20 protein-coding genes and 2 pseudogenes are annotated in these 23,029 nt (G+C 35.5%); 8 read left to right on the top strand and 14 right to left on the bottom strand.

The window, feature by feature from the left end; genetic code table 11:
- Positions 1-483: 483 nt before the first annotated feature.
- Positions 484-1,464, top strand: a complete 981-nt coding sequence (locus ABWU29_RS04630; protein WP_141457133.1) for a helix-turn-helix transcriptional regulator — start codon at positions 484-486, stop codon at positions 1,462-1,464.
- Positions 1,465-1,472: 8 nt separating this feature from the next.
- On the opposite strand, the gene ligA is transcribed toward ABWU29_RS04630, so the two are convergent.
- Positions 1,473-3,392 (bottom strand): NAD-dependent DNA ligase LigA, encoded by a 1,920-nt coding sequence (gene ligA / locus ABWU29_RS04625; RefSeq protein WP_174517004.1) that lies wholly within the window; start codon positions 3,390-3,392, stop codon positions 1,473-1,475.
- Positions 3,393-3,593: 201 nt separating this feature from the next.
- Between ligA and ABWU29_RS04620 the strand changes: the two genes are divergently transcribed.
- Positions 3,594-4,454, top strand: a complete 861-nt coding sequence (locus ABWU29_RS04620; RefSeq protein WP_015588938.1) for a helix-turn-helix domain-containing protein — start codon at positions 3,594-3,596, stop codon at positions 4,452-4,454.
- A 422-nt stretch (positions 4,455-4,876) separates the two neighbouring features.
- Here ABWU29_RS04620 and ABWU29_RS04615 read toward each other — a convergent pair whose 3' ends face one another.
- The 7 genes and pseudogenes from ABWU29_RS04615 to ABWU29_RS04585 form a co-directional block, all read right to left on the bottom strand.
- A complete protein-coding gene (locus ABWU29_RS04615) occupies positions 4,877-6,205 on the bottom strand; it encodes an IS4-like element ISWosp9 family transposase (protein WP_041573564.1) in 1,329 nt (442 codons plus the stop codon).
- A gap of 106 nt (positions 6,206-6,311) precedes the next feature.
- Positions 6,312-6,871, bottom strand: a pseudogene (locus ABWU29_RS04610) (hypothetical protein).
- 20 nt (positions 6,872-6,891) lie between these two features.
- Positions 6,892-7,776: an Rpn family recombination-promoting nuclease/putative transposase gene (locus tag ABWU29_RS04605; RefSeq protein WP_015589065.1), complete on the bottom strand. Its 885-nt coding sequence runs from the start codon at positions 7,774-7,776 to the stop codon at positions 6,892-6,894.
- Positions 7,777-8,039: 263 nt separating this feature from the next.
- Positions 8,040-8,153, bottom strand: a pseudogene (locus ABWU29_RS04600) (BRCT domain-containing protein); the annotation flags it as partial.
- 99 nt (positions 8,154-8,252) lie between these two features.
- On the bottom strand, positions 8,253-8,417 hold the full coding sequence (locus tag ABWU29_RS04595; RefSeq protein ID WP_081600771.1) for an IS3 family transposase: 165 nt from the start codon (positions 8,415-8,417) through the stop codon (positions 8,253-8,255).
- A 238-nt stretch (positions 8,418-8,655) separates the two neighbouring features.
- Complete coding sequence (locus tag ABWU29_RS04590) at positions 8,656-8,871, bottom strand: IS3 family transposase (protein ID WP_245836010.1); 216 nt, start codon at positions 8,869-8,871, stop codon at positions 8,656-8,658.
- Positions 8,872-8,950: 79 nt separating this feature from the next.
- Positions 8,951-9,295 (bottom strand): transposase, encoded by a 345-nt coding sequence (locus tag ABWU29_RS04585; RefSeq protein ID WP_353280162.1) that lies wholly within the window; start codon positions 9,293-9,295, stop codon positions 8,951-8,953.
- A gap of 85 nt (positions 9,296-9,380) precedes the next feature.
- On the opposite strand from ABWU29_RS04585, the gene ABWU29_RS04580 reads away from it, so the two are divergent.
- The gene (locus tag ABWU29_RS04580; protein WP_041573515.1) at positions 9,381-10,016 is read left to right on the top strand and encodes a hypothetical protein; all 636 of its coding nucleotides are present in this window, start codon (positions 9,381-9,383) and stop codon (positions 10,014-10,016) included.
- On the opposite strand, the gene ABWU29_RS04575 is transcribed toward ABWU29_RS04580, so the two are convergent.
- The 3 genes from ABWU29_RS04575 to ABWU29_RS04565 all read right to left on the bottom strand — a co-directional run bounded on the left by ABWU29_RS04575 (position 9,945) and on the right by ABWU29_RS04565 (position 13,343).
- The gene (locus tag ABWU29_RS04575) at positions 9,945-11,240 is read right to left on the bottom strand and encodes a Na+/H+ antiporter NhaC family protein (protein ID WP_006280467.1); all 1,296 of its coding nucleotides are present in this window, start codon (positions 11,238-11,240) and stop codon (positions 9,945-9,947) included. The genes ABWU29_RS04580 and ABWU29_RS04575 overlap by 72 nt on opposite strands.
- Positions 11,241-12,284: 1,044 nt before the next feature.
- Entirely contained in the window at positions 12,285-12,908 is a 624-nt protein-coding gene (ccmA, locus tag ABWU29_RS04570; RefSeq protein ID WP_015589045.1) for a heme ABC exporter ATP-binding protein CcmA, read from the bottom strand.
- 3 nt (positions 12,909-12,911) lie between these two features.
- Complete coding sequence (locus ABWU29_RS04565) at positions 12,912-13,343, bottom strand: hypothetical protein (protein WP_006279891.1); 432 nt, start codon at positions 13,341-13,343, stop codon at positions 12,912-12,914.
- Between the two features lie 196 nt (positions 13,344-13,539).
- Here ABWU29_RS04565 and aspS point away from each other — a divergent pair, with 196 nt between their 5' ends.
- On the top strand, positions 13,540-15,342 hold the full coding sequence (gene aspS, locus ABWU29_RS04560; RefSeq protein ID WP_015589044.1) for an aspartate--tRNA ligase: 1,803 nt from the start codon (positions 13,540-13,542) through the stop codon (positions 15,340-15,342).
- A gap of 61 nt (positions 15,343-15,403) precedes the next feature.
- The gene (locus tag ABWU29_RS04555) at positions 15,404-16,666 is read left to right on the top strand and encodes an MFS transporter (protein WP_015589043.1); all 1,263 of its coding nucleotides are present in this window, start codon (positions 15,404-15,406) and stop codon (positions 16,664-16,666) included.
- Between the two features lie 7 nt (positions 16,667-16,673).
- Here the strand turns inward: ABWU29_RS04555 and ABWU29_RS04550 are convergent, their stop codons facing one another.
- Positions 16,674-17,597: an RluA family pseudouridine synthase gene (locus ABWU29_RS04550; RefSeq protein ID WP_006279888.1), complete on the bottom strand. Its 924-nt coding sequence runs from the start codon at positions 17,595-17,597 to the stop codon at positions 16,674-16,676.
- A gap of 400 nt (positions 17,598-17,997) precedes the next feature.
- Positions 17,998-18,978: a pyruvate dehydrogenase (acetyl-transferring) E1 component subunit alpha gene (pdhA, locus tag ABWU29_RS04545; RefSeq protein WP_006279887.1), complete on the bottom strand. Its 981-nt coding sequence runs from the start codon at positions 18,976-18,978 to the stop codon at positions 17,998-18,000.
- A 55-nt stretch (positions 18,979-19,033) separates the two neighbouring features.
- On the opposite strand from pdhA, the gene hemJ reads away from it, so the two are divergent.
- The 3 genes from hemJ (at position 19,034) to miaB (ending at position 21,350) form a co-directional block, all read left to right on the top strand.
- Positions 19,034-19,462 carry a protoporphyrinogen oxidase HemJ gene (gene hemJ / locus ABWU29_RS04540; protein WP_010082641.1) on the top strand — a complete coding sequence of 143 codons (429 nt, stop codon included), beginning with the start codon at positions 19,034-19,036 and terminating at the stop codon, positions 19,460-19,462.
- Positions 19,463-19,515: 53 nt separating this feature from the next.
- Positions 19,516-19,845 (top strand): hypothetical protein, encoded by a 330-nt coding sequence (locus ABWU29_RS04535; protein WP_156518006.1) that lies wholly within the window; start codon positions 19,516-19,518, stop codon positions 19,843-19,845.
- A 185-nt stretch (positions 19,846-20,030) separates the two neighbouring features.
- Positions 20,031-21,350: a tRNA (N6-isopentenyl adenosine(37)-C2)-methylthiotransferase MiaB gene (gene miaB / locus ABWU29_RS04530; RefSeq protein WP_141457153.1), complete on the top strand. Its 1,320-nt coding sequence runs from the start codon at positions 20,031-20,033 to the stop codon at positions 21,348-21,350.
- Positions 21,351-21,489: 139 nt separating this feature from the next.
- On the opposite strand, the gene ABWU29_RS04525 is transcribed toward miaB, so the two are convergent.
- Positions 21,490-22,956: a peptide MFS transporter gene (locus tag ABWU29_RS04525; protein WP_007548626.1), complete on the bottom strand. Its 1,467-nt coding sequence runs from the start codon at positions 22,954-22,956 to the stop codon at positions 21,490-21,492.
- Positions 22,957-23,029 lie beyond the last annotated feature (73 nt).

Below are 23,029 nucleotides of genomic sequence, written 5' to 3'. Positions count from 1 at the left end.
AGACGTCCTTTTGTACATCTTTTTATAACTCCATCATAAAGTGCCTTTAAAGCCCAGGAAATGAATTCATGAATTTAGTAGCTATAAAAAACTTCAAAAATACCTATCTTGGGTGTGAGAGGCTAATTTCCTAATAAAAATACGAGCGTAAAAACTCAATTACCTAACACCGTGAGATTAACCTCCCACACCCTTATTATAAATAACTCAAAAATAGTATTCAATAATTTTTAGTGGAAAATTTTACAATTGAAGTTATATCTGAGTAAGTATGAATACAAAAAAAGTAGTAATGTACACTGGCAAACGAGGAAGCAGACAGGCTTGCCAGAAAGGAAACTAAAAAGCTGAAATACAAAAACTACCAAAGCTGCAGCGAGTACAAAGAAATTAATGTTTTTATTCAGATACAAATTTGTGTAAGCGCTTACAATGAGGTATATATGGTTGTTTCCGTGAAAGAAGTGATCGTTAGCAGCTGTAATGATAGCAAAGCATATTAATCCTGTAAGATACAAAATAGCGCAAAAAATAAGAAGCTGGAGGCTAAAGCGAGGATATACCCTAAAAGATCTAGCAGACAAAACAGGTATAAACTATCATACGCTGCGAAGATATGAACAAGGGATATGTGGCATTCCAGATGAAGAATTACAAGTTATAGCAGATGCATTATCAGTTAGTTTGAGTGATCTACTTCCTAGACAAAAAGTACTCAAAGAAAACAGTTGTTTTGATAAAAGTAAGATCCAATGGATGTACGATTTCATAGGAAAATACACAAAAACAAGGGGGCGAGAATCACGTAAAGCGATTTATGCATTAACCAAATCTATTCGAGCTGAAGAGGAAAGTGATGTAAAAGCAGCAAGAGTAAGAATGGCGGAGAATATGCTGGAGGCAGGATTTGCTACTGATATAATCTACCGAGCAACAGGCTTATCAACTGATGAATATGATAATGAAGAGGAAAAAGGTTCTAAGCGTCGAAGCAAAAGACAAGAGATGAAAAAGTGGAGAATAATACAAGGGTGTACGCAAGAGGAATTAGCAAAAGAGCTTGGTGTAGGAGGTCCACAGGTACATTACTATGAACAAGGGAGCACCATGTTCGGTGAAAGGTTATGGGAAATAGCGAGAAAATTGTCAGTGGATGCTAAGGATCTGGTGCTTAAATCGACGGAAGAAGACTGCTGTGAAGACGAAGATGGTGAAGGAGAAAAAGAACTATTAAGTTGGGTGAGAGAGTCTAAAAAAATTAGCAATCAAGAATCACGAGATGAACTGGATACATGGGTAGAATTTTTATCCCAAAGAAGGCAAATTTACAAAGAAAAGATTGATAAAGTAGAGTCAATCAAGGTTGCGAATAATCTACTTATACTAGGTGTTTCTATTGATGATATTTCTCAAATAACTAGCTTGACTGCAGAGGAACTTGAAACCCCAAATAGGCATCTATAGCAGAAACTTCATATAGACTTTTGGAGAAAGGTTACAAATTCCTCCTCGGTTAAAATTTTAATACCCAGCTTTTTAGCCTTTTCGAGCTTTGACCCAGGTTTTTCGCCGACAACCAAGAAGTCCGTTTTAGGCGATACACTTGAACTCATAATTGTGCCTAAAGATTCCATTAGTGCTTGCGCTTCATTTCTCTCCATTTTTGAAAGTTTTCCAGTAAAAACTACTGTTTTGCCATTAAAAATGGAATTGCTAGTATTAGCAACCACAGGCAGAATATTTAACTGAGCAGCAAGGTCATTTACCATTTCAACATTATCCTTTTCAGAGAAGAAAGATATTAATGAATCTATAATCTTTTCTCCTACACCTATTATGCTCATTAATTCTTCTTCATCAGCAGAATACCAATTTTCATATGAGCCATAATGTTTTGCTAGTAATTTTGCTACATGTGGTCCGACGTATCGAATCCCTAGAGAAGATATAAATCTGTCAAGGGTTATGGTTTTTCTACTATTGACAGAATTCAATAAATTAGATATTAATTTTTCACCCCACCCTTCTTGTTCACTTAAGTTGAAATTTTTTAGTTTTTCTTCCAGAGTAAAAATATCAGGGATCTGTTTTACTAAACCAAGATTATAGAGAGATTCCAGTTGTTTGTCACCAAAGCCAGTAATGTCAAAAGCATCATTGGAAACAAAATATTTTAACCTTTCTATGATTTGAGCTTTACAGGTAACCCCTGAACATCTTATTGCTGCTCCTTCAATCTGTACTTCACTTCCACATTCTGGACAGGTATTCGGAAATATAAACTTTGGTGCATTCGGAGAACGAGCATTTTTGTCCACTTCTACAATCTTTGGAATGACGTCGCCTGCTCGCTGCACTACCACGACATCTCCTTCTCTTACGTCCTTGCGCTCTATTTCATCTTGATTATACAGGTTTGCTCTAGTAACAACCACCCCACCTATGTTTATTGGCACTAATTGAGCAATTGGAGTCAATTGGCCTGTTCTGCCGACTTGTACTAATATCTTTTCTATTTTAGTTTTTCCATAAGCTGCAGGAAATTTGTGTGCTATAGCTCCTCTTGGTGCTTTATTGGTACTACCTAGACGATCTTGCAACTCTAAGTTGTTGATTTTATAGACTACCCCATCAATATCATAACCTAATTCATGACGATTATCATAAATCCTGTTATAAAACTTCAGCATCTCGTCCACATTTTTTGCTAAGCATTGATGTTCATTTACACAGAATCCAAGTTCCTTCAACTTGTTTAATACTTCAAATTGAGTTTTTTCTGCTCCACCAATTAAAGAATAGGCAAAGTACCTGAGCGGTCTACTGGCGGTAACTTCTGGGTCCAATTGTCTTAGTGAACCGGATGCCGTATTGCGCGGATTTGAAAATTGGTTATCCTTATTTAATTTTAAAAAATCGTCATTTCTTATGTATATTTCCCCTCTCACCTCCAATCTACCCTTTATACCAGGTAAAGCTTGAGGAAAACCCTTTATGGTTTTTGTGTTATCAGTGACATCTTCGCCTAAATTACCATCACCGCGCGTTGCAGCTTTAACGAGTAAGCCATTTTCATAAATTGCAGTGAAACTTAAGCCATCAATTTTCAGCTCGCACATTATCTCCAGCTCATCTGTATTTAGGAGTTCTCTGGACTTAGCAATAAATTCTTCAATGTCTTCTTGGCTGTAAACTTTGTTTAACGAGAGCATAGGCACAATATGCTGTACCTTGGAAAACCTATCGTCAGGCGCAGTACCAATGGTTTGAATATCTACTTTTTTTACCAGTTCATCATATTCTGCATCGGTTATTTCTGGCCTATTTTTCCGATAGTACAACTCGTTGTGACGCTTTATTTCTTCTTGTAATTTTAATGTATTTTCACTCATACAATTTACCTCAACCACTGTTTCAGTATACAGCGTCAATTGTAAATAAATTATTGACCGTTGTATTCGTTTAGCTGGTATTCTACAAAGAAGCCACTAGCTTTGCTACTGTTTTTTATATTTAATATACAATATTTAAATAGAAATAGAAAAATATTTAATTAGTAGAGATTTCTGCTCGCTTCTAGCCTTAGCTACATTGTGAGATATCAATTTCCTGAAGTTTATGCCTATTATTTTGGCAGAAGTAGTAAAACTTTAATCAAACTCAATAATACTGTATTATATGTTTGTTCTGCAATTGTGCAAAAAATGACCACTACCAGAGAGAAAATTGCTATCGACTCTTTAAGCTACCAAGTAGTTCAAAAGATAAAAGAGTTGAGGTTATTAAGGGGATATTCTCAAGCGAAGTTAGCAAAGGAAACTGGTATATCAACGTCACAAATACGAAGATATGAACAAAGGATAGATGCTGTTTCACCTGAAAATGCAGAAAAGATGCTAAAAGTATTATCGGCTAGTTTTAAAGATATATTTCCTACAACAGGTTATGTTAATTACAAGGAAGAAAAGATGCTGAGTATACTGCAAAATTTAAAAAAAATTAAGGACCAAGAATTTCGCAGTGCATTTTGTGTATTAGTAAAACTTTTGTCAGGGGAAATTCAAATTGGCAAGAGTATAATAGGTACAAAGTCTATAAAGCACAAAATTGGACAAATGGCAAAAGATTGGAGGTTCGTAAGAGGATGTACTCAGTTGGAGTTAGCGAATAAAATCGGATTATCACAACAGCAAATACACAGATATGAACAAGGTGTAGATTGCATGTCATTTAAAAAGCTATCTGAAGCAGAAAAAGCATTAGTGAATGCTAGAGTTTTATTCTGTGGACCAACAGAAGAAAATTATTACGAAGATGAAGATAGTGAAGGAGAAATGAAAATATTAAATATAATGAAAGAATGTCAAAAAATTGAAGATCAAAGATTACAGGATTTATTGAGTTCATTTTTATCAGAGGTAGTAAAAATTAGCGAAGAGAAGCAGAATCAATAAAACTTATTTTTATAGAAAAGGTATATCTTTATGGACATTTGTATATTTAACAAAAATTTTACATGTTTTAAATTTAAAGGAGGGTGAAGGTGAGAAAACTACAGAAAATAATAAGAGTTATAAAAGGTATCTCTATAGAGCGATACGTTATTTTGTGAACCCGAATTATACAAGGCTGTTTCAAGCAAAGATTTAGGTAAAATAAAGTCGTTACTAAAAAAAAGGTGCTGATTCTAATGAATGCAGTAGCAATGGCTCTGCACAAATGTTGGCTGTTGTAAAACTGTTCATAAAGGATAAAAAGGGTTCAGCAGCGAAAGAGAAACAAGTTGTATGACATGGATGTAATTCAGGAAGCCAACAACAATGGGAAACTTTCGGAGCTACCGCCCTCTTCGGGAGTGTTAAATAAACCATACGCGTCAAGTTAAGGAATGTAGAGAGCTTAAAGTAGATACCCTGGTCTTCCTATATCTGTCTTTCAAAGAAAACTTTGACCAGATTATAGTAAGCTTTTTTAGAAAAATTTTTAAATTATTGACAATATTGTTTAATATCAAAAAGAGCTCTCTAACCCGCCTTTTCAATTCAATAAATGCCTTTGTTAAACTGAGCTCCGTGTTCTTTTTTAGTTTTACACAGCCAATCATTCCGTGAAATACGAGAATAGCACATAATTTTGCGTATAGCTCGCACAATACTCTAAATGGATTTGTCTTTCCTTTTAGTTTATCAAGATTGATATGACTTTTATATAGTTTAAATAGTAATTCGATTTGCCATCTTACTCTATAAACCGTCAATATTTGTTCAGCATTAATTTTACTCTCTGGAACATTAGTTATAAATATTGACCAATCTAATAACTTTTGATTCTTTTGAGAAGATGTATATCCATGTGACTTTGCTAATTTATTAGCCTTTCTTCTTCTAGCCATAGACTGTTCTTCAGTTAGCTTTTGACATATAATTCTTACCTTAATTTTTACTTCCTTTCCTAATAATACTTCTTTTTCTGAAGATAATTGACCTTCCAAATACTCCAATAGCTCTATTTTTTGATTTGTTTCTATATCATATATATTGGTATCAGACTTATAACGACTAACAAAATATGCACCTGCTTCATCAATCTGTTTAAAAGAACTAGGCACAAAGTAGCCCAAGTCAAATATTAGCAAATCATTGGCTGATAAACCGTTCAGATAATCCCTATAACCTTGATCCGACCTTATTCCTTCCATAAAATTTAACTTATCTAGCGCTTGATTCAGGTAATCAAAGACTAACTGTAGCTTTATTCCTGATTTGGTATTATTCTCACAATCTCTATAGCTACTGCCATATCCTTTGTACATATCTTCCATGCTACTGGGCAGGCTAATGTAGCTGCTATCCAATAATTTAACGCTTCCAAATTGCTGTAAAATTTTGCAATCAATCTGTAGACTTTTTTTAAATAAACACAAAGCTTCGTTATACATTTTTTTCATGAACTCAACTGCTTCTTCACTAAACCTAAAATCTAAACCCTGTTTTGTAATTTCTATCGAGTCTTCATTTAGCAATTGGCACATTGTTTCTATGCTGCAATCATCAACTCCTATGTTACCAAAAACCATAGCTTTTATGAATGATGAGCCATTAAGTTTTCTCTTTCTTTTTATAAAACCTACTGCAATTGATATTTCGTCTGCTTTTTCATTAAAGAATTCATTGAGGTCTTTTGATAAGCAAGCTATTCTGTCCATTGTAAGTTCTCTCATTCATATATCCAAGAGAATTTATACCTTATTATTTTCCTTCACTCTATCAACTTTACTTACACTTTTCCTTAACTTGACGCGTATGGTTTATTTAACACTCCCGAATTTTTTGCAACTTCAATTTTACCTTTTTATATCCAATTTGGATGCATTCTCTACCTATGAGCTGTATGCCTGTAGCATTAAATTTTCCGTTGTCCAATCTTCTGCTCTTTTCCCACTTAGCAAATCTCATCTTTTCCTGTAAATAGTACTTTCTATAGGCTTTTATGGAACTACCACATTTATAGCGATCAGACAGTGCTTGTATAAAAGTTGAAAAATTAGCAAATCCTTATTACTATCACACCAATCTACTATTTTTTCGGATTTATGCGTTCTTTTGTATCGCCAAGTGTACTCTTTACATAATTCTCTTCCGAACCAATAAAAGTTCCCTTCTGATTGCCTAGCCCACAAAGAACAAGGATGATTGTTGTGAGTCAGTTTATATGGGACTTCTATATTCTGATTTATGATACTGACAAAAGGATTTGGATGCTGTTGAAAAAACATTACTCAATAATTGAGCAGTTTCTAATGGCATTTTTACTATATACATAACATTTGCGCCGCAATTGCTGGGTTTTCATCTAGTACAAAGATGTTCATCTAGACATCCAAAGATAAAATTAGCTTAAGTTTTTGATTTCGTCAGCTGTAAGACCAGTAGTTTGGGCTATAATATCAATAGAAACTCCTGCTTTAAGTAGGTTTTTTGCGACCTCAATTTTCTCTGCTTTTCTGCCTTTTTCATGTCCGATTTGGATGCCTTCGTCTCTAGCATCATCAAGTTTTTGAGCGAGGATGCCTTCTTCTTTCCGCAGATCCATTATCCTTTCTTCGTACGCTATCAGATCTTTCTCATTCCAGCGAAACTTGTCTAACTCATCGTATGCTAGCTTTATTATTGGCGATTTTTCTGCAATATCTTTTAGGTCTTCATCTGTAGTATCTTCTGCGTACTTGAAAAAAAAGCACCAGCGCTCTATTGTACTTTCTAGCTGCTCTACTTTGTTTTTTGCGAATTTAGGCAACTCAATAAATATAAAATAGAAATCTTTTAGATCATGCTCATTAGTGTCTTCATCTCGAATAGTATGCTTTGATTTGTACTCAGATTTATTAGGAAACAGTACACAATCTGCTATAGCAATGAAGATAATTTCCTTAAGGTTATGATACTGGTCACCTTTATCAGCTTGCCTTGAGTAAGCTTTAGCAGCATATAGCTGAGCACGTTTCTCAAAGCCCCTATCACGAGCGAGTTGCATCTCGATTACATATCTGAACCCACTAGAATCCTTGCAAAGGACTTCAACGATGCTTTGTTTATCAGAGGCGACTTCAGGATCCATGTAGGTGCTAAGAAACTCAACTTCTTGTATAGTATCTATCCCGGTAAATCCTAAGATATCATTGAGGAAGTGAATAAGAATGTTCTTATTTTTTTCGGTACCAAAGACCTTTTTGAAGGTTAAGTCTAATTTTGGATTGAGAAACTTAGAAAGAGCCATAGCGAGAGTACCTAAAAAGCATTAATAATTATACACAATTCTGAAGAAATATTCAACTTCTTTATTTTTAGTTTATTTTTTAAGTTTTGAATGTGTTGATGAAAAAAATGTCTTCCATAAATGATCTGAGAATAGCATTTCATACTCTAGACTCCTTTTGTACTCTTTTATCAACCATTCTGTAAAGTATCTTAAAAGGCCAGCAAATGGATGTCATGAATTTAGCAACTGTAATGGCCATCAAAGATACCCTTCAATAGCGTTTATTTTTCTCTCATATTAAATTCCTCCTCGGTTAAAATTTTAATACCCAGCTTTTTAGCCTTTTCGAGCTTTGACCCAGGTTTTTCGCCGACAACCAAGAAGTCCGTTTTAGGCGATACACTTGAATGACCTTACCCAGAAAAAGTGGAGAGAAAGTTTGGAATGTTTTTCACAAAGAGAATGATGAATCAAAATGCTCAGGAATGCAATAGTTAATAGTGACGTTGTTTGTTATAAAAAATTTCTATGTATTCAAATATTGCAGTTCTAGTTTGTTGAGCAGAGTGTTGTGAAGTATCAATAAGTATTTCTCTTTTCAATGAGCTAAAGAAGCTTTCCACAACAGAATTGTTGTAACAACAACCTTTATGACTCATCTATGTTTTTTATGGATAAGAGATATTGATAACCTTGCGAAGTATATTGTGAACCTTGATCACTATGTAATAGTAGATTTTTGGCAGGTTTACGCTTGTTAACGTCCATTAATAAAGAGTCCATAACCAATTGTTTATTTATTGAACTGCTCATTAACTACCATGCGTGAATATAGATCGATTATTGTTGCCAAATATAGCCATCCTTCTTTGGTTTTTATATAAGTAATCCCATACTTTATTTGGTTGATCGACAATAAAGTTTTGGTCTAATATATTGGGAGCTACTGTCCGTTTGTTGTTTCTTAATTTTAAATTTTCTTCTCAATATAGCCTGAATACCATTTTTCTGCATAATACTTTGCACTGTTTTTAAGTTGCAACTTTTACCCAAAGCCTTTAATTCAGCATGAATTTTAGGAGCTCCATATCTACATTTAGAAGCTTGATATATTTTTTGAATATCTGCTAATAACTCTTTATTTGCTGATTCTCTACTGCTTATTTTCCTTGTAGTCCACTTATAGTAGCCACTAGCAGAAAACCCTACATAATTCCTGCACTTTATAGTGTTTACTATGCTCTTTTATGAAAAAATATTTTACTCTTTTTGACTGGCCAGGGCTTTTTTTAAAATGTCTCTTTCTCTTGTTACTTTTGCTTTGTAAATCAAATCTCTCTTTGTCATAAGGTGCTACATCTGGAAATGCATTTGCCGCTGACTTTTTTTCGTTATATTTCTTCATCCATTTTCCTAATACACTATCCCTTATTCCTAGATCTCTTGCTACTTTTGCAACTGTTTGACCTACCTTTCTTTGTTCATTTGCCAGCTTAACAGCTTCCAATTTGAATTCTGCCGTATATTCTCTTACCATTTCTAATCCTCCAAAATTTTATTTTACCCGAAAAAACTCTTTTTTTTCTCTCCACTTTTTCTGGGTAAGGTCAGTATGGGAAAAGGTGAAAGATGTACTAAAAAACCCAGAGATGATAAAAAAGGAATACCAACGTAGAGTATTAGAAAATAAAAATGATGAATCATCAGAGAAAAAGTTTGCAAGAAGAGAAAATCAAATAAAAGAAGGTATCGAAAAATTAATGGAAGATTATTATAGTCAAGAAAATGCAGGAGAGAAAGGATATATAAGCGAGGAAGAATTTAAACAGACAATGAGAAAAATGAAAGAACGCTTACAAGGGATAGAAGAAGAGAAAAAAAAGGTAGTTGATCAGAAGGCAGTAGAAAAAGGAATAAGTCTTATTATAAATAGCATAAAGAATTTTTATTCTAGTGTAAAATCGAACCTGGAACAGCTAGATTGGCAAACTAAGCGCGGCATTATTAAAGCATTAATAGGACAAATTAACATTGGTTGTGATCAGGTAGAAGTAGGATTTCAGATCGAAGAACCAGCACAGGATGGGGGAATTCTTAATTTGTATCATTGTACTACACATCATAATAAGGGGGTTGGCGAAGGGTGTCAAGTAATTCCGTTCCTTATGGGTAAAAAAAGAGAAACTCTAAGTTGCAGCCGCACAATGTTTCTCTTTTCTGCTGTTGATGATTATTTCGCCTATTGTAACTGCCGCTAGAATAAAGCAATAATATACCTGTGTTAATAAAGAAATAGGTGATACAGAGGCGATGCTACCTGCTAGCAATAGTTGGGAACCATAAGGTAAGATACCTTTTGTAGCACAAGCAAAAACATCTAATAAGTATGCGCTGCGATGTGGCGCAATACTGTGTTTTTGTGCAAGCCTTTTTGCAATGCCACCACTTAGTAAAATAGCAATGGTATTATTGGCAACTAAGGTAGTAAACATAGACGCAATTCCTGCTATCACAAATTCAGCTTTAGTTTTTGTGATATTGCTTTCATCGATGAGTTTATGCAACGCTTTTTGACCTTGCTTGTACATTATATGGCTCAATCCACCGATAAATAGAGCAAATATCACTATTTCGTTTACTTTTTTGAAACCGTCATACACGTCATGAGGAAATTGAATGATAGCATAGTCAAAAAAAGTTATTCCTAGCACACCAGCAATAATTATGTTTATAGTTATTGTTACTAAAGTGGCGACTTCAAGCAGCCCCATGATTATTAAAGAAATGTAAGGAATAATTTTTATTATAGAATAATAATCTAAATTTGATATAGAAATAATTTTTGTACTATTTGAGGCAACTGCTAGGTAGATGAGTGTTATAATGCTGGCAATAAGTGCAACTTTAGAGTTCATTTTAAGTTTATCTTTTGCTGAAGCTTCCTGTGAAGAAACAGATGCAATGGTGGTATCAGATATCATCGAAAGGTTATCGCCAAACACGGCACCACCTACTACAGTTGCAGTTCCTATTTCGAGACCAAAAGCTCCACTTTTTGCCAGATTAACAGCTATAGGTACCATCAGCGCAACAACTCCCATAGATGTGCCAATTGCAGTTGAAATAAAAGCAGAAGCCAAAAATACTCCAGGCAGCAGTAATCTTGCTGGAAGGAAATTAAGAATTAAATTAGCAACAGTGTCTGCGCTACCGATTGATTGAGTCACCGCAGAAAATGCTCCAGAAAATAAAAAAATTAAACACATAGTAAGGGTGTTTTTGTCACCCATGCCCTTGATAACAGTATCGATGTTATGCTGAATTTTATTTGTACCACGTGAGACAGCAAAAAATAGTGCTGGTAATAAGCAGATTACTGGTGAAACCTGATGAAGTGGATTATCAGTTCCGATAAAAGAAAAATAAGCACCACTTCCAAGATACAAGATTAAAAAAATAATCAAGGGGACAAAAGCTGTCATTTTGCTGTACCTAAACTTATAACTATAACTAATTAAGTGGTTTTAAGCAAGTTTGGTTTTCACTAGTTCTACAGGAAGTCAATAGCAGAGTTTTAAACTTCATATTTAATCTACTAAATAAATAGCACATGTAGCTTATTGCTTGACAATAGGATCTAATTGTTGTCTAGATTCCAGCATCACGCGCACAACTGTACGAACATTTGTTTGCGAAGAAATGTTATAGCTGGTTTTGCTTCAAACACAAAGATATCATCCGAGTAGCTGAATACTTGGATCCAGAAAATTTTGCTGCGAATAAGCAAATTTGTTTGGTGAGCATAGAAAGTGGAATGTGTAAGCGCAGCCTCAACAGGGTGTCATCCAAGTAGCTGACTACTTGGATCCAGATTGGATACTGAGTTGGTGAGTATAAAAGTATAGCTAACGCGAGCTCTACGTCATACCGCCGCAGAATAATTAACCGTCATACCGCGATTCATTCGCAGTATCCCTTCGCGGTATCCCTTAGCCGCTAACAAGCAGCGGGATGACGGTTGTCGTTTAGCCATAAACATTAAGGAATTTACCAAATAAAAAAAAAGGCAAAAGAAGCCCCGTGGTTGGCTAATTACTTACATTATACTTTCAAGTATGGCGTTTTTTTATTCTAAACGCTTAATAACCGCGATTTAGCTGCTTTTTAATGCAACTAACCTTTAGTCATAAATGTTTAAGAAATTTACTAAACAGAAAAAAAGGCAAAAGAAACCCTAGGGTAGCTAATTATTCACTATCCATTTTTTAAGTTGGCGTTTTTTGATGTTTTAAATGCTTTATAAGCGTATTTCAGCTTGTATAGGTAAAAACCTAGAAATTTGATAAAGACATAGAGTGCACATAGTGCAAAAAATTAAACATGAGACGCCAGATACGTGAGTTTTTTTGTCATTTAATCTGTACAGAGAAGATAAATAAATAGCTTCAGTTTCATGATAAGGAGGCTGGCGGAGTTTGTCAAGGAAGTTTTTTCGTTTCTAATGGTTGTTAACGTGCTGCCAAAAACTATGCAAGAAGTCTATTGAAATCGCGTATATCAATCGTTGTAAAATCACACAATTGCTCTGTAGAGCTATGCCCTGTAATAATTACTATACCATTTTGCTCAGAGCGTATTGAGATTAAGTTCAGCACTAATTCACACGTTGCACTATCAAGATTACAAAATGGTTCATCTATCAGCCAAACGTTTGCATTAGAAATCAAGAGGCGAGCAAGCGCAACTCTCCTTTTCCAGCCTGCAGAAAGTTCGCCATATCTAATATTAAGTACAGGTTGCAACTGCAAGCAACAAATAGCTGCCACAATCAATTCTCTAGTATTTCGTATTCCTGCCCAGAATTCTACGTTTTGAGCAACAGTTAAGCTATCTTTACAGGCATTCTTATGGCCTATATAGACCATAGAAGATATATAGGATTTTGGATCATCATATATATCTTTTCCGCAGTGCCTTATATTGCCTGATACCGGCGGTAAAAGTCCAGATAAACTTCTAATTAAGCTGGTTTTACCACTACCATTTGGACCAGTGATTAGAATCTTTGATTTTAGCTCAGCTTTAAAACTGAGATTCTTAAATAGTACCTTATTATTACGAGTGCAGGATAAATTTTCACATTCAAGCATGGATTATCTGCCCTTTCCCTTATGTTTACCTTGAGTTGAAGCCTGAGCTTTTACAAACAGCTCCCAAAATCCTTTCTGTCCGCCTTCTCTATGTATCAATTGTGCAAAACGCTGCATTAAACCATTACCCATCATAACCATCTTTGTCCATTTACCTACCGGTTTTGCTATGTCAACTATTTCTGGATCTTCTTTATAAACTTGCACATCTTTTTGTTTCTCGCGTAGCGTTTCTTGTTGTTTCAGCAACTCTTTTTGCTTATTTTTTTGATATAATTCATTGAATTTTCTGTCTTCTTCCCACTCTTCTTTAAAAACTTTTCTAGGAAATATGATTTTTCTAATGCGATTTTTGTATATTTTTCTCAAAAAGAGAAATACTGCAGCTACAGCAAGTAATGTTACGCTATATAATATGATCTGTGTAAGTGGCATTTCCTGTATCTAATTCATTAAAAATACCCTTGCTATTATACCATAATTATAGAAATTGTGCAATTTTTTTGCGGGTAAAGACAATATAAAAGCAGTACTGCTCTATTTCGAAAATTGCGCAAATATCTGACGAACGGGCTTGTATGTAATAAGGTTTATTTCTATACTTCTTAAAGAATTTAGAAGTAAAACAAATATGAACTGCTATAAAACTCATACGTGCAATGAACTGAGGAAGAACGACGTAGAAAAGGAAGTTACCCTTTCTGGATGGTTATATCGTAAGCGCGACCATGGTAACCTAATTTTTGTTGATTTAAGGGACTTCTACGGAATCACTCAGCTAGTATTTAATAATGACAAAGACTTTTTTGATGAGATATCAAATTTAAAATTGGAGAGTGTAATTACTGTTACAGGAATAGTTGAAGCTAGAACTGAAGATACGGTAAACAGCTCTATTTCTACCGGAGAAATCGAGGTGATAGTCAACAATTTGCGCGTTGAGTCGGAAGTTGAGTTCCACTTTGATGAAGAAATAGCAAAAGAAGAAAGAAGTATATTGGCAAGCATTACCGGCGAGCAAGAATACCCAGAAAACATGAGATTTAAATATCGATTTCTTGACTTAAGACGTGAAAAAGTCCGCAACAATATTATTTTGCGCTCACAAATTATTGCAGAGCTCCGCAAGCTCATGATAGAGCGAGGATTTTTAGAGATTCAAACTCCAATACTCACTGCTTCCTCTCCTGAAGGAGCACGCGACTACCTAGTGCCAAGCAGGCTAAATCCTGGCAAGTTCTATGCATTGCCACAAGCTCCGCAGATTTTCAAACAGTTGCTCATGGTTTCAGGGTTTGATAAATATTTCCAAATTGCACCATGTTTTCGTGATGAAGACGCAAGGGCTGACCGTTCTCCGGGAGAGTTTTATCAGCTAGATCTTGAAATGTCTTTTGTGACTCAAGAGGACATATTTGACGTTATTGAATCTGCTTTATATAAAGTGTTCGCCAAATTTTCTCGCAAGTCTGTCGATAAAGATTTTCCACGCATTACATACAAAGAGGCAATGCTTAAGTATGGTTCTGACAAGCCAGATTTGCGTAATCCACTATTAATCAGCGATGTTACAGAAATTTTTCGTGATTCAGGGTTCAATATTTTCAAAAGCAATATTGAGCGTGGTATGGTAGTGAGAGCCATCCCTGCACCTAAAACAGCAGAGGAACCACGCAGCTTCTTTGATAAAAAGATAGAACATGCGCAAAAAGAATTCGGTGCTAAGGGTCTTGGATATATAACGTTTGATAAAGATGGAACTGCGAAAGGCCCAATTGCTAAATTTCTTGATGAAAATAGGCTAAACCACATAAGAGAAGCAACAAACATAGAGCCAGGAGATAGTGTATTTTTTGCTTCTGACAAAGAGAATGAGGCGGCAAACATTGCAGGAAAAGTACGCACTCTTTTAGGGTCAGAACTCAGTCTTATAGATGATAATATCTTCAAGTTTTGTTGGATCATTGATTTTCCATATTTTGTATATGACGATAAAAGTAAAAAAATAGATTTCTTTCATAACCCATTCTCCATGCCACACGGTGGTCTGAAAGATTTAGAGGACAAAAATCCACTGGATATCCTTGCTTACCAATATGATCTTGTTTGCAATGGAATAGAACTGTCAAGTGGGGCGATTCGTAATAACAAACTGGATATCATGTATAAAGCTTTTGCCATTGCAGGTTATAGCCGGGGAGAAGTTGATACAAGATTCGGTGCACTTGTACGTGCATTCAGATTTGGTGTTCCTCCTCATGGTGGAATAGCACCAGGAGTTGATAGAATAGTTATGCTGCTTGCTGATGAGCCAAATATTCGTGAAGTAATCTGTTTTCCTATGAACCAGCAAGGTGAAGATGTTCTAATGGGTGCTCCTTCCAAGGTGGAGGATAAGCATTTACGTGAATTATCCTTGAAGGTTATTGAATGAAAAATTTTATAGCAAGGAGCACCGGTTAATGATATATTAGGTTATGTTAAATTGAAAGACCATGAATAATATCCGAAAAGCAATACTATCGGGCATGATCTGTAACATGATTGTGTGGTATGAACTCACTCTTTTTGGAGTATTAACAGATACAATCATCAACGTTTTTTTCCCATCAGAAGATCATTATTTGAGTACACTCAAATTCCTTGGTGTTTTTGCAATTGGTTTTGCGTTTAGACCAATTGGTGCAGTAATTTTTGGTTATATGGGAGATAAGTATGGCAGAAGAAAGACTTTACTTACTTCAGTAATATTAATTTCAATATCATCCACAATTATGGGAATTATACCTGGGTATAAAGAAATAGGGTTGCTTTCACCTGTATTGCTTGTGTTTTGTAGAATAGTGCAAGGAATAACTGCAGGAGGTGAAACAAGCATTAATACAGCATTTACGATAGAGCATTCAAAAGATAAAAAAAATCTAGGTTTCTTAGGAAGTATGAAGCCCTTTAGCGGAGCCCTTGGAACGCTCTTATGCATAACAATGATATTTATCTGCAAAAGAGTTACAGGTGAGAACTATGAAATATGGGGATGGAAGTTGCTTTTTTATTTTTGCTTTTTTTTGGGGACAATAGGTTTTTTAACTAGGTACATATTAAAAGAAAGCTTAGCATATAAAACTAATAAGTACGCTAATAATTTAGCACATTCACCATTGTTAGAACTAGTAAGAAACTATAAAAGACCGCTTATTATTTCAATCAATCTGGGAATTGCTCAGAATGCAATTGTCTACGCAGCAATAATGTTTTATAATATATCAATAAAAGAGCTAGTTATTTTATCTATTAGTGTTAAAGATTTAATGAGGATAGTAATACAGGTTGTATTTGCAGCATCTGCGGTACTTTTTGCAATTTTATCTGATAAAGTTGGAAGAAAACGCGTAATGATTCCTGTACTGATTATGCTATCTCTGATTGGTACATGTGTATTACCATTATTATCTTCCGTTAACCACTATGTCGTAATAATAACTTACTTATTGATTACTATACCAGTAGGTGCATCTTTTGGAATATATGGTTCTGTTATTTGTGAACTGTTTCCAACAAAAGTAAGATGCACTGGCGTAAGCTTAGCAAATAATATATCTGCAGGAATTTTTGGTGGCCTTTCTCCATACATATGCATGTGGCTTATAGAAAAAACCGAAACAAAACTTGCAGCAGGCATTTATCTTACTGCCTGCACATTAATTAGCCTAATATCTGTGCTTCAAATTAAAGCCAAAGACAGAAAAGTTGATTGGTGAAATCGTTTCAGTCGAAAAATAGCGCTTCAATGGATTTTTCGATGTGTTTAGTGATAGGAGCGGTGATAGTGATTTCTTTATTGTTTGGCAGTTTTAAAGATAAAGAATGCGAATGAAGGTGAATTTTATTTGCTATCCCATCAATAAAAGCTTTTTTACCACCATATTTACCGTCACCAAGAATAGGGCAATTTATATGAGCTAAATGTGCACGTAACTGATGGGTTCTGCCGGTAATTGGTTGTAATTTTAAATAAGCAACATTGTGTTTGGATTTTGCTATAATTGAAAAATGCGTAGTGGCATTCTGAGGTGAATTTTCATCAACGACCACTTTTTCTTGACCTGAAACATATTTTTTCACCAATGGATAGTCTATTGTTCCACTATCCTTGCTCGGTATGCCAGAAGTTAATGCTAAATAAGTTTTTTTTACTCTTCGTCCTTTAAATTCTTCCATAAGGTATCTGGCAACATTAGCGTTGCGTGCGAATATTATCACTCCACTCGTATCTCTATCTAGCCTATGGACAATTTTAAATGTTTCTCCCTCTCTTATTTGGTCAAGCAAATCACTCATGCTAATCTTTACTTTTACGCCACCTTGAACGATGACCCCTGCGGGTTTGTTTATAGCTAGTATATATTCGTCTTCATATAATATGTTCTCTCTTAGTAGATTCACTAACTTTTCATTATATTTGCGATCAGAATTAGCGTTTTCAATATAATTCAAGTGCTTCAGCGTTATAGTTTGCCCAGAATTTACTCTATCACTGGACTTTGCTTTGCAATCATCAACTTTGATTAATCCTTTCCTTAAAGATTTTTCAATTACAGATTGCTTTAGATCAGGAAAGATTCTTCTGATGTACCTATCCAGCCTAACGTTATCGTCTTCTATTAATATGGTTTTTATACTTTGTAGCATTCCATTATTTATAATGAATATCTAGTGAAATGTCAATTATTGGTGTCATTCCAGTGTCAAGCACTGGAATGACACCGAAGGGGTTACTGCCGTCATAAAGGAACCAGTGTCAGCTACTCGGATGACAGGAGAAGGAGACTACTGAGATGACAGCTAGCCTGACAACCGTCATCCCGCTGCTTGTTAGCGGGATCTAGAGATACCGCGGCGGTATGACGGTTCGCGGCGGCATGACGTAGAGCTTGCGTTAGCTATACTTTTATACTCACCAACTCAGCTGGATCCAAGTAGTCAGAGCACTGGGATGACAAAAAAAGGAGGGCACTTGGATGACGGGAGAAGGAGCTATTTGGATGACATCGTTTACTATACAATGTTTGTACAGTTCTGGATAAAAAAATTAGCTAACAAATTTATAAACATCAGTATACAGCTCATCAACGCTTGGTTCTTTACTATTTTTGGCAAAATCTTCCGACTTTTTTACTAAATCACGTATTTCCTTATCAATTACTTTGCACTCTTCTTCTGAAGCCATTTTATTATCTGTCATGTATTTCTTTAAAGTGCTTATAGGGTCATGATTTTGCTTCATATCTTCAACTTCTTCTTTTAAGCGATAAGTAGCAGGATCTGACATTGAGTGACCGCGATATCGATATGTCTTCATTTCAAGCAGGATAGGCCCTTTTCCGCTGCGTGTGTGTTCCGCTGCTTCGCTTGTAGCCTCATAAACAGAGAAAAAATCCATTCCATCAACTTGTTTTCCAGGAATACCAAAACTTTCTCCTCTTTTATATAACTCTGTTACTAAAGTTGACCTTTGCACGGAGGTTCCCATTGCGTATTCATTATTTTCTATGATGTAAACCACAGGCAACTCCCACAAAGATGCCATATTAAACGATTCATATACTTGTCCTTGATTTGCAGCACCGTCGCCAAAATATGTAAATACCACATTATCTTTTTTCTTATATTTATTAGCAAATGCTATTCCTGTGCCAATTGGAACTTGTGCTCCCACTATTCCATGCCCGCCGAAGAATTTTTTTTCAACGTCAAATACGTGCATCGAACCACCTTTACCTTTCGAGCATCCTGTTTCTTTGCCGGTAAGTTCTGCCATTACAACATTTGGATCAGAATCACATGCGAGCATTAAGCCATGGTCTCTATAACTTGTGATAAAAGCGTCACCTAATTTTGATGCAGCTTGAGTTCCAACTGCAACTGCTTCTTGTCCTATTGATAGGTGACAGAACCCGCCTATTAATCCCATCCCATATAATTGTCCTGCTTTTTCCTCAAATCTGCGTATGAGTAGCATTTTCCTGTAGAATCCAATTATCTGTTCTTTAGTGAAATTTTCTGCTTTCATATCGATTTCTTTTTCATTAAACTAACACAATACCAGGAATTTTAAATTTTTGCTAATGAACTATTACCACTGGCTTGAGGCTTTTCACGTTATCTCTGTTATCATGTGGATGGCAGGTATGCTTTATTTACCCAGGCTTTATGTCTACCATGCAACTGTAAAACCGGGATCGGAAAATGATAGCTTGCTTCAAACAATGGAAAAGAGGCTACTTAGATATATCATAAACCCTGCAATGCTTTTCTCACTTGGTCTTGGAATTACACTAATGGTTATTAGGGAAGCATATCGTGAAGGATGGTTTCATGTAAAAGCATTTGCAATACTTTTGATGTTAATTATTCATATGCTACTTGCAAAATATAGGAAAAATTTTGCAATGGGTTCGAATAAGAAGTCACATATTTATTTTCGCGTTTTAAATGAAGCAGTTACAGTATTGATAATAGTTATAGTTATTATGGTTGTTGTAAAACCTTTTTGACTGACCTTACCCAAAAAAAGCAGAAAGCTCGTATCTGTTCAGATGCATGGCTAATGTACAATACTGAAATAAAAATTCCAGTGCTCCCTTTCTTGTCATCCCAGTGCTTGACACTGGGATCCAGCTTTCTTTACAAATTCACCAAAAGTGCTTCATTCTATAACGCAAAACCCATACTCACCAAACTCAATGCATTACTTGCAATTAAGTTTCCTGGATGCCAGTGTCAAGCTACTCGGATGACACCATTCTTTTTCCTGGATCCCAGTGTCAAGCACTGGGATGACAAGAAGAGGGCACTGCCCTCTTGGATGGAAGCCAGTGTTAGCTACTTTCATGACACCCTGACAACCGTCATCCCGCTACTTGTTAGCGGGATCTAGAGATACCGTGATGGTATGACGTAGGGGTTGCCGAGAACTTGTCATCCAAGTGCTTGACACTGAGATCCAGTTTTTCGTATAATTTTGTCAAAATCTATTGTGCTAGCAAGTTCACTAGCGTCACGCGCTGGTCTGTTAGACATTTACGTGTAGGGTGAAGAAATTTTGAAAAAGACATACCAAATATGAAAGGCCTATATATTAAAACTTACGGCTGTCAGATGAACGTTTATGACTCCGTTTTAATGGAAAATGTAATTAAACCTTTGGGGTTCAACGTTGTTAGTGATGCAGGGAAAGCCGATTTAGTGATACTGAATACTTGTCACATTAGAGAGAAGGCAGCAGAAAAACTTTACTCAGAGCTTGGGAAGATTCATTCGTTACGAAAAGAAATGACTATAGTGGTGGCTGGGTGTGTAGCGCAAGCAGAGGGAGAAGAAGTGTTCAGAAGGGCTCCTTTTGTTGATATTGTTGTTGGTCCGCAGAGTATCGCTACCTTACCGGAGCTGATAGTCAAAGCAAGCAGAAGTAAAGGTCATGTAATAAACACTGATTTTCCTGAAGTTGCAAAGTTTGATAAATTGCCAGATGAATGCTATGGCAATAGCCAGGGGTCTTCTGCGTTTCTTGCCATACAAGAGGGTTGTGATAAATTTTGTACGTTTTGTGTAGTGCCCTATACTCGTGGAGCTGAGTATTCACGGCCAGTGAATGAAATATTTCGTGAAGCATTGAAATTAGTTGCAAATGGGGCAAATGAGATCAATTTGCTTGGTCAGAACGTCAATGCTTACCATGGGGAGTGCGAAGGGGAAGTGTGGGATTTAGGAAAATTAATTAGTCATATTGCTAAAATTGAAAAGCTAGAGAGGATTCGTTATACAACTTCTCATCCAAGAGATATTCATGAATCTCTCTACTTGGCACATGCGGAAGAGCCAAAGCTCATGCCGTTTGTTCACCTGCCTGTGCAGTCTGGTTCGAATAAAATATTGCACGCGATGAACAGGAAACACACTGCAGAGGAGTATTTGGAAATAATAGACAGATTTCGCAAATTGAAACCTGAAATCGAATTTTCTTCTGATTTTATTGTTGGTTTTCCTGGAGAAACCGAAAAAGATTTTGAAGAAACTATGAAATTAGTAGAAAAAGTTAGATATGCTCAGGCTTATAGTTTTAAATACAGCCCAAGACCAGGCACACCGGGAGCGGAAAGAAAAGATCAAGTACCAGAAGAGGTTAAAACAGAGCGCCTTCTTCGTTTACAGAAATTAATTAGTAAGCAACAACTTGAGTTTAACCAGAGTATGGTAGGTAAAACTATACCTGTTCTATTTAGCGATAAAAAAGGTAAACACCAAAACCAAATTATTGGTAAAAGCCCATATATGCAATCAGTGTGCATTGATGATTCTGAAGATAAATACAGGGACAAAATAGTAAATGTGAAAGTGTTGGAAGCTCGGCAGAGTAGTTTGCTGGGGTGTGCATTTCACTGATTTTAAGCAGCGTTAAATATAAATCTTAAGCAAAGAGTATTGAAAAAATGCAATCATAATCTTTTTCAAAAGTTACAAAGTTTAATTGCTACCTCTGCTGAACGGGTACCTTAAACCTACAAATTTGAGCTTACCTATATCAATTTTTTGTACAAGATGAGTTAGTAACAACTTTATGTATAAAATTGAAGAAGAATAAAAATACAATAACGAGCATTAAATTAAATATTCCCACCTTTAAAAAACCCTCTTTATATATTTCTAAAGATTCTAAATAATTTATTTTACCATTTACTGAAGGAACTGACATAAATTTTGATATTGCAACTCCGGCTAGGTTAGAAAACGCTAATGACAGCATTACTATACCCATCACTACTCCTCTAAGGTTTTTGGGGGCTAGTGTAGTTGCTTGTTCTTGGACTAATGGAGCAATACATAATTCTCCCAGTCCCATAAAGGAGATAGCAATTATTAAATATAAGTATTCTACTTTACCTTCAATGTTAGAGTTTAAACATCCTATGTACAGTGTGAAAAAACACATAGCCATTGTCAGAAGGCCAAGGGTAAACATGGAAGTTGCATATTTTTGCTTAAACTTCATGTATGTTCCAAAAAGAAAGCCAAATATTATAATTGACAAAGGATTTATGGCTTGAGAAACTGAAGCTGGGATTGTTATACCTAATACATTGTTAATAACGTTTCTTTCGGTGAATAAGTTAACCAAAGAGCCAAGCTGCATTTCTAAAGCAAAAAAACACAAGAAAAATACCACAAGAATAGATAATGCCACTAATTTTCGTCTTTGTTCTGCTGATAATTTAGATATTATATAAATAAATATGCCCAGAGCTGTTATTCCAATAAATATGAGCATATTAGTAAAAAATTCACTATGTATAAGCATTTTAGCAATTATTGATGATGACAAAAAGCTTCCTATCAATACTATACCAAAAATTTTAATCCCTAATATGCGCTTATTCATAAGCTCTGGATAAGGAGAAAGGCCGCTATCTCCTAAAAGATTCTGAAATTTGAGAAAAAAGATTAGCCCTATAGACATCCCAATACCAGCTAAACCAAAGCCGTAGTGCCAGCCAAACAAGTGGGCTACATAACCACATGAAATAGAAGCCAATATTGCTCCAATATTCACACCTACGTAAAATAAAGTAAAGCCTCTGCTACGTTCAGGATCGTCTTTGCCATAGCATGAACTAAGTAAGTTAGTTACGTTCCCTTTAAACATACCAGTACCTATGGCTATTAGAGATAAACCTAAATATAATAAACCTGGTTCAAACTTAACCAATGACATGCAAGCATGACCTGCTATCATCACTATCCCTCCAAGCAACACCATGTTGCGGAATCCCATCAACTTATCAGCTAAAAAACCTCCAAGTATTGGTATAGCATAACCTGTTGCAGCAAATAATGAGTAAATAGTAAAGGCCCTCTCATCAGTGAAACCTAAGTGAGAAGTCAAAAATAGGACCAAAAGTGCCCTCATTCCATAGTAAGAGAAACGTTCCCACATTTCAACAAAGCACAACATTTTTAAAAATTGTGGAAACTTATCTGTCTTCTGATCCATAAAATACCCCTAAAGCTTGGGTTAATGTTAAGTAAAACAATAAAAACTGCAAGTAAAACTTAAAAAAAGGTAT

It is taken from the genome of Wolbachia endosymbiont (group A) of Phasia obesa (assembly GCF_964028125.1).
Taxonomy (GTDB): Bacteria; Pseudomonadota; Alphaproteobacteria; order Rickettsiales; family Anaplasmataceae; genus Wolbachia; species Wolbachia pipientis.
This window is presented reverse-complemented; position numbering and strand designations above follow the sequence as displayed.

Bases quoted from the DNA above. Each gene is read 5' to 3' on its own strand.
- ABWU29_RS04615 (WP_041573564.1), bottom strand. From the start codon at position 6,205: ATGGACAGAATAGCTTGCTTATCAAAAGACCTCAATGAATTCTTTAAT.
- hemJ (WP_010082641.1), top strand. From the start codon at position 19,034: ATGAACTATTACCACTGGCTTGAGGCTTTTCACGTTATCTCTGTTATC.
- ABWU29_RS04595 (WP_081600771.1), bottom strand. From the start codon at position 8,417: ATGAGTCATAAAGGTTGTTGTTACAACAATTCTGTTGTGGAAAGCTTC.
- ccmA (WP_015589045.1), bottom strand. From the start codon at position 12,908: ATGCTTGAATGTGAAAATTTATCCTGCACTCGTAATAATAAGGTACTA.
- ABWU29_RS04605 (WP_015589065.1), bottom strand. From the start codon at position 7,776: ATGGCTCTTTCTAAGTTTCTCAATCCAAAATTAGACTTAACCTTCAAA.
- ABWU29_RS04525 (WP_007548626.1), bottom strand. From the start codon at position 22,956: ATGGATCAGAAGACAGATAAGTTTCCACAATTTTTAAAAATGTTGTGC.
- pdhA (WP_006279887.1), bottom strand. From the start codon at position 18,978: ATGAAAGCAGAAAATTTCACTAAAGAACAGATAATTGGATTCTACAGG.
- miaB (WP_141457153.1), top strand. From the start codon at position 20,031: ATGAAAGGCCTATATATTAAAACTTACGGCTGTCAGATGAACGTTTAT.
- ABWU29_RS04585 (WP_353280162.1), bottom strand. From the start codon at position 9,295: ATGGTAAGAGAATATACGGCAGAATTCAAATTGGAAGCTGTTAAGCTG.
- ligA (WP_174517004.1), bottom strand. From the start codon at position 3,392: ATGAGTGAAAATACATTAAAATTACAAGAAGAAATAAAGCGTCACAAC.
- ABWU29_RS04550 (WP_006279888.1), bottom strand. From the start codon at position 17,597: ATGCTACAAAGTATAAAAACCATATTAATAGAAGACGATAACGTTAGG.
- ABWU29_RS04535 (WP_156518006.1), top strand. From the start codon at position 19,516: ATGTACAATACTGAAATAAAAATTCCAGTGCTCCCTTTCTTGTCATCC.
- aspS (WP_015589044.1), top strand. From the start codon at position 13,540: ATGAACTGCTATAAAACTCATACGTGCAATGAACTGAGGAAGAACGAC.
- ABWU29_RS04575 (WP_006280467.1), bottom strand. From the start codon at position 11,240: ATGACAGCTTTTGTCCCCTTGATTATTTTTTTAATCTTGTATCTTGGA.
- ABWU29_RS04630 (WP_141457133.1), top strand. From the start codon at position 484: ATGATAGCAAAGCATATTAATCCTGTAAGATACAAAATAGCGCAAAAA.
- ABWU29_RS04565 (WP_006279891.1), bottom strand. From the start codon at position 13,343: ATGCCACTTACACAGATCATATTATATAGCGTAACATTACTTGCTGTA.
- ABWU29_RS04555 (WP_015589043.1), top strand. From the start codon at position 15,404: ATGAATAATATCCGAAAAGCAATACTATCGGGCATGATCTGTAACATG.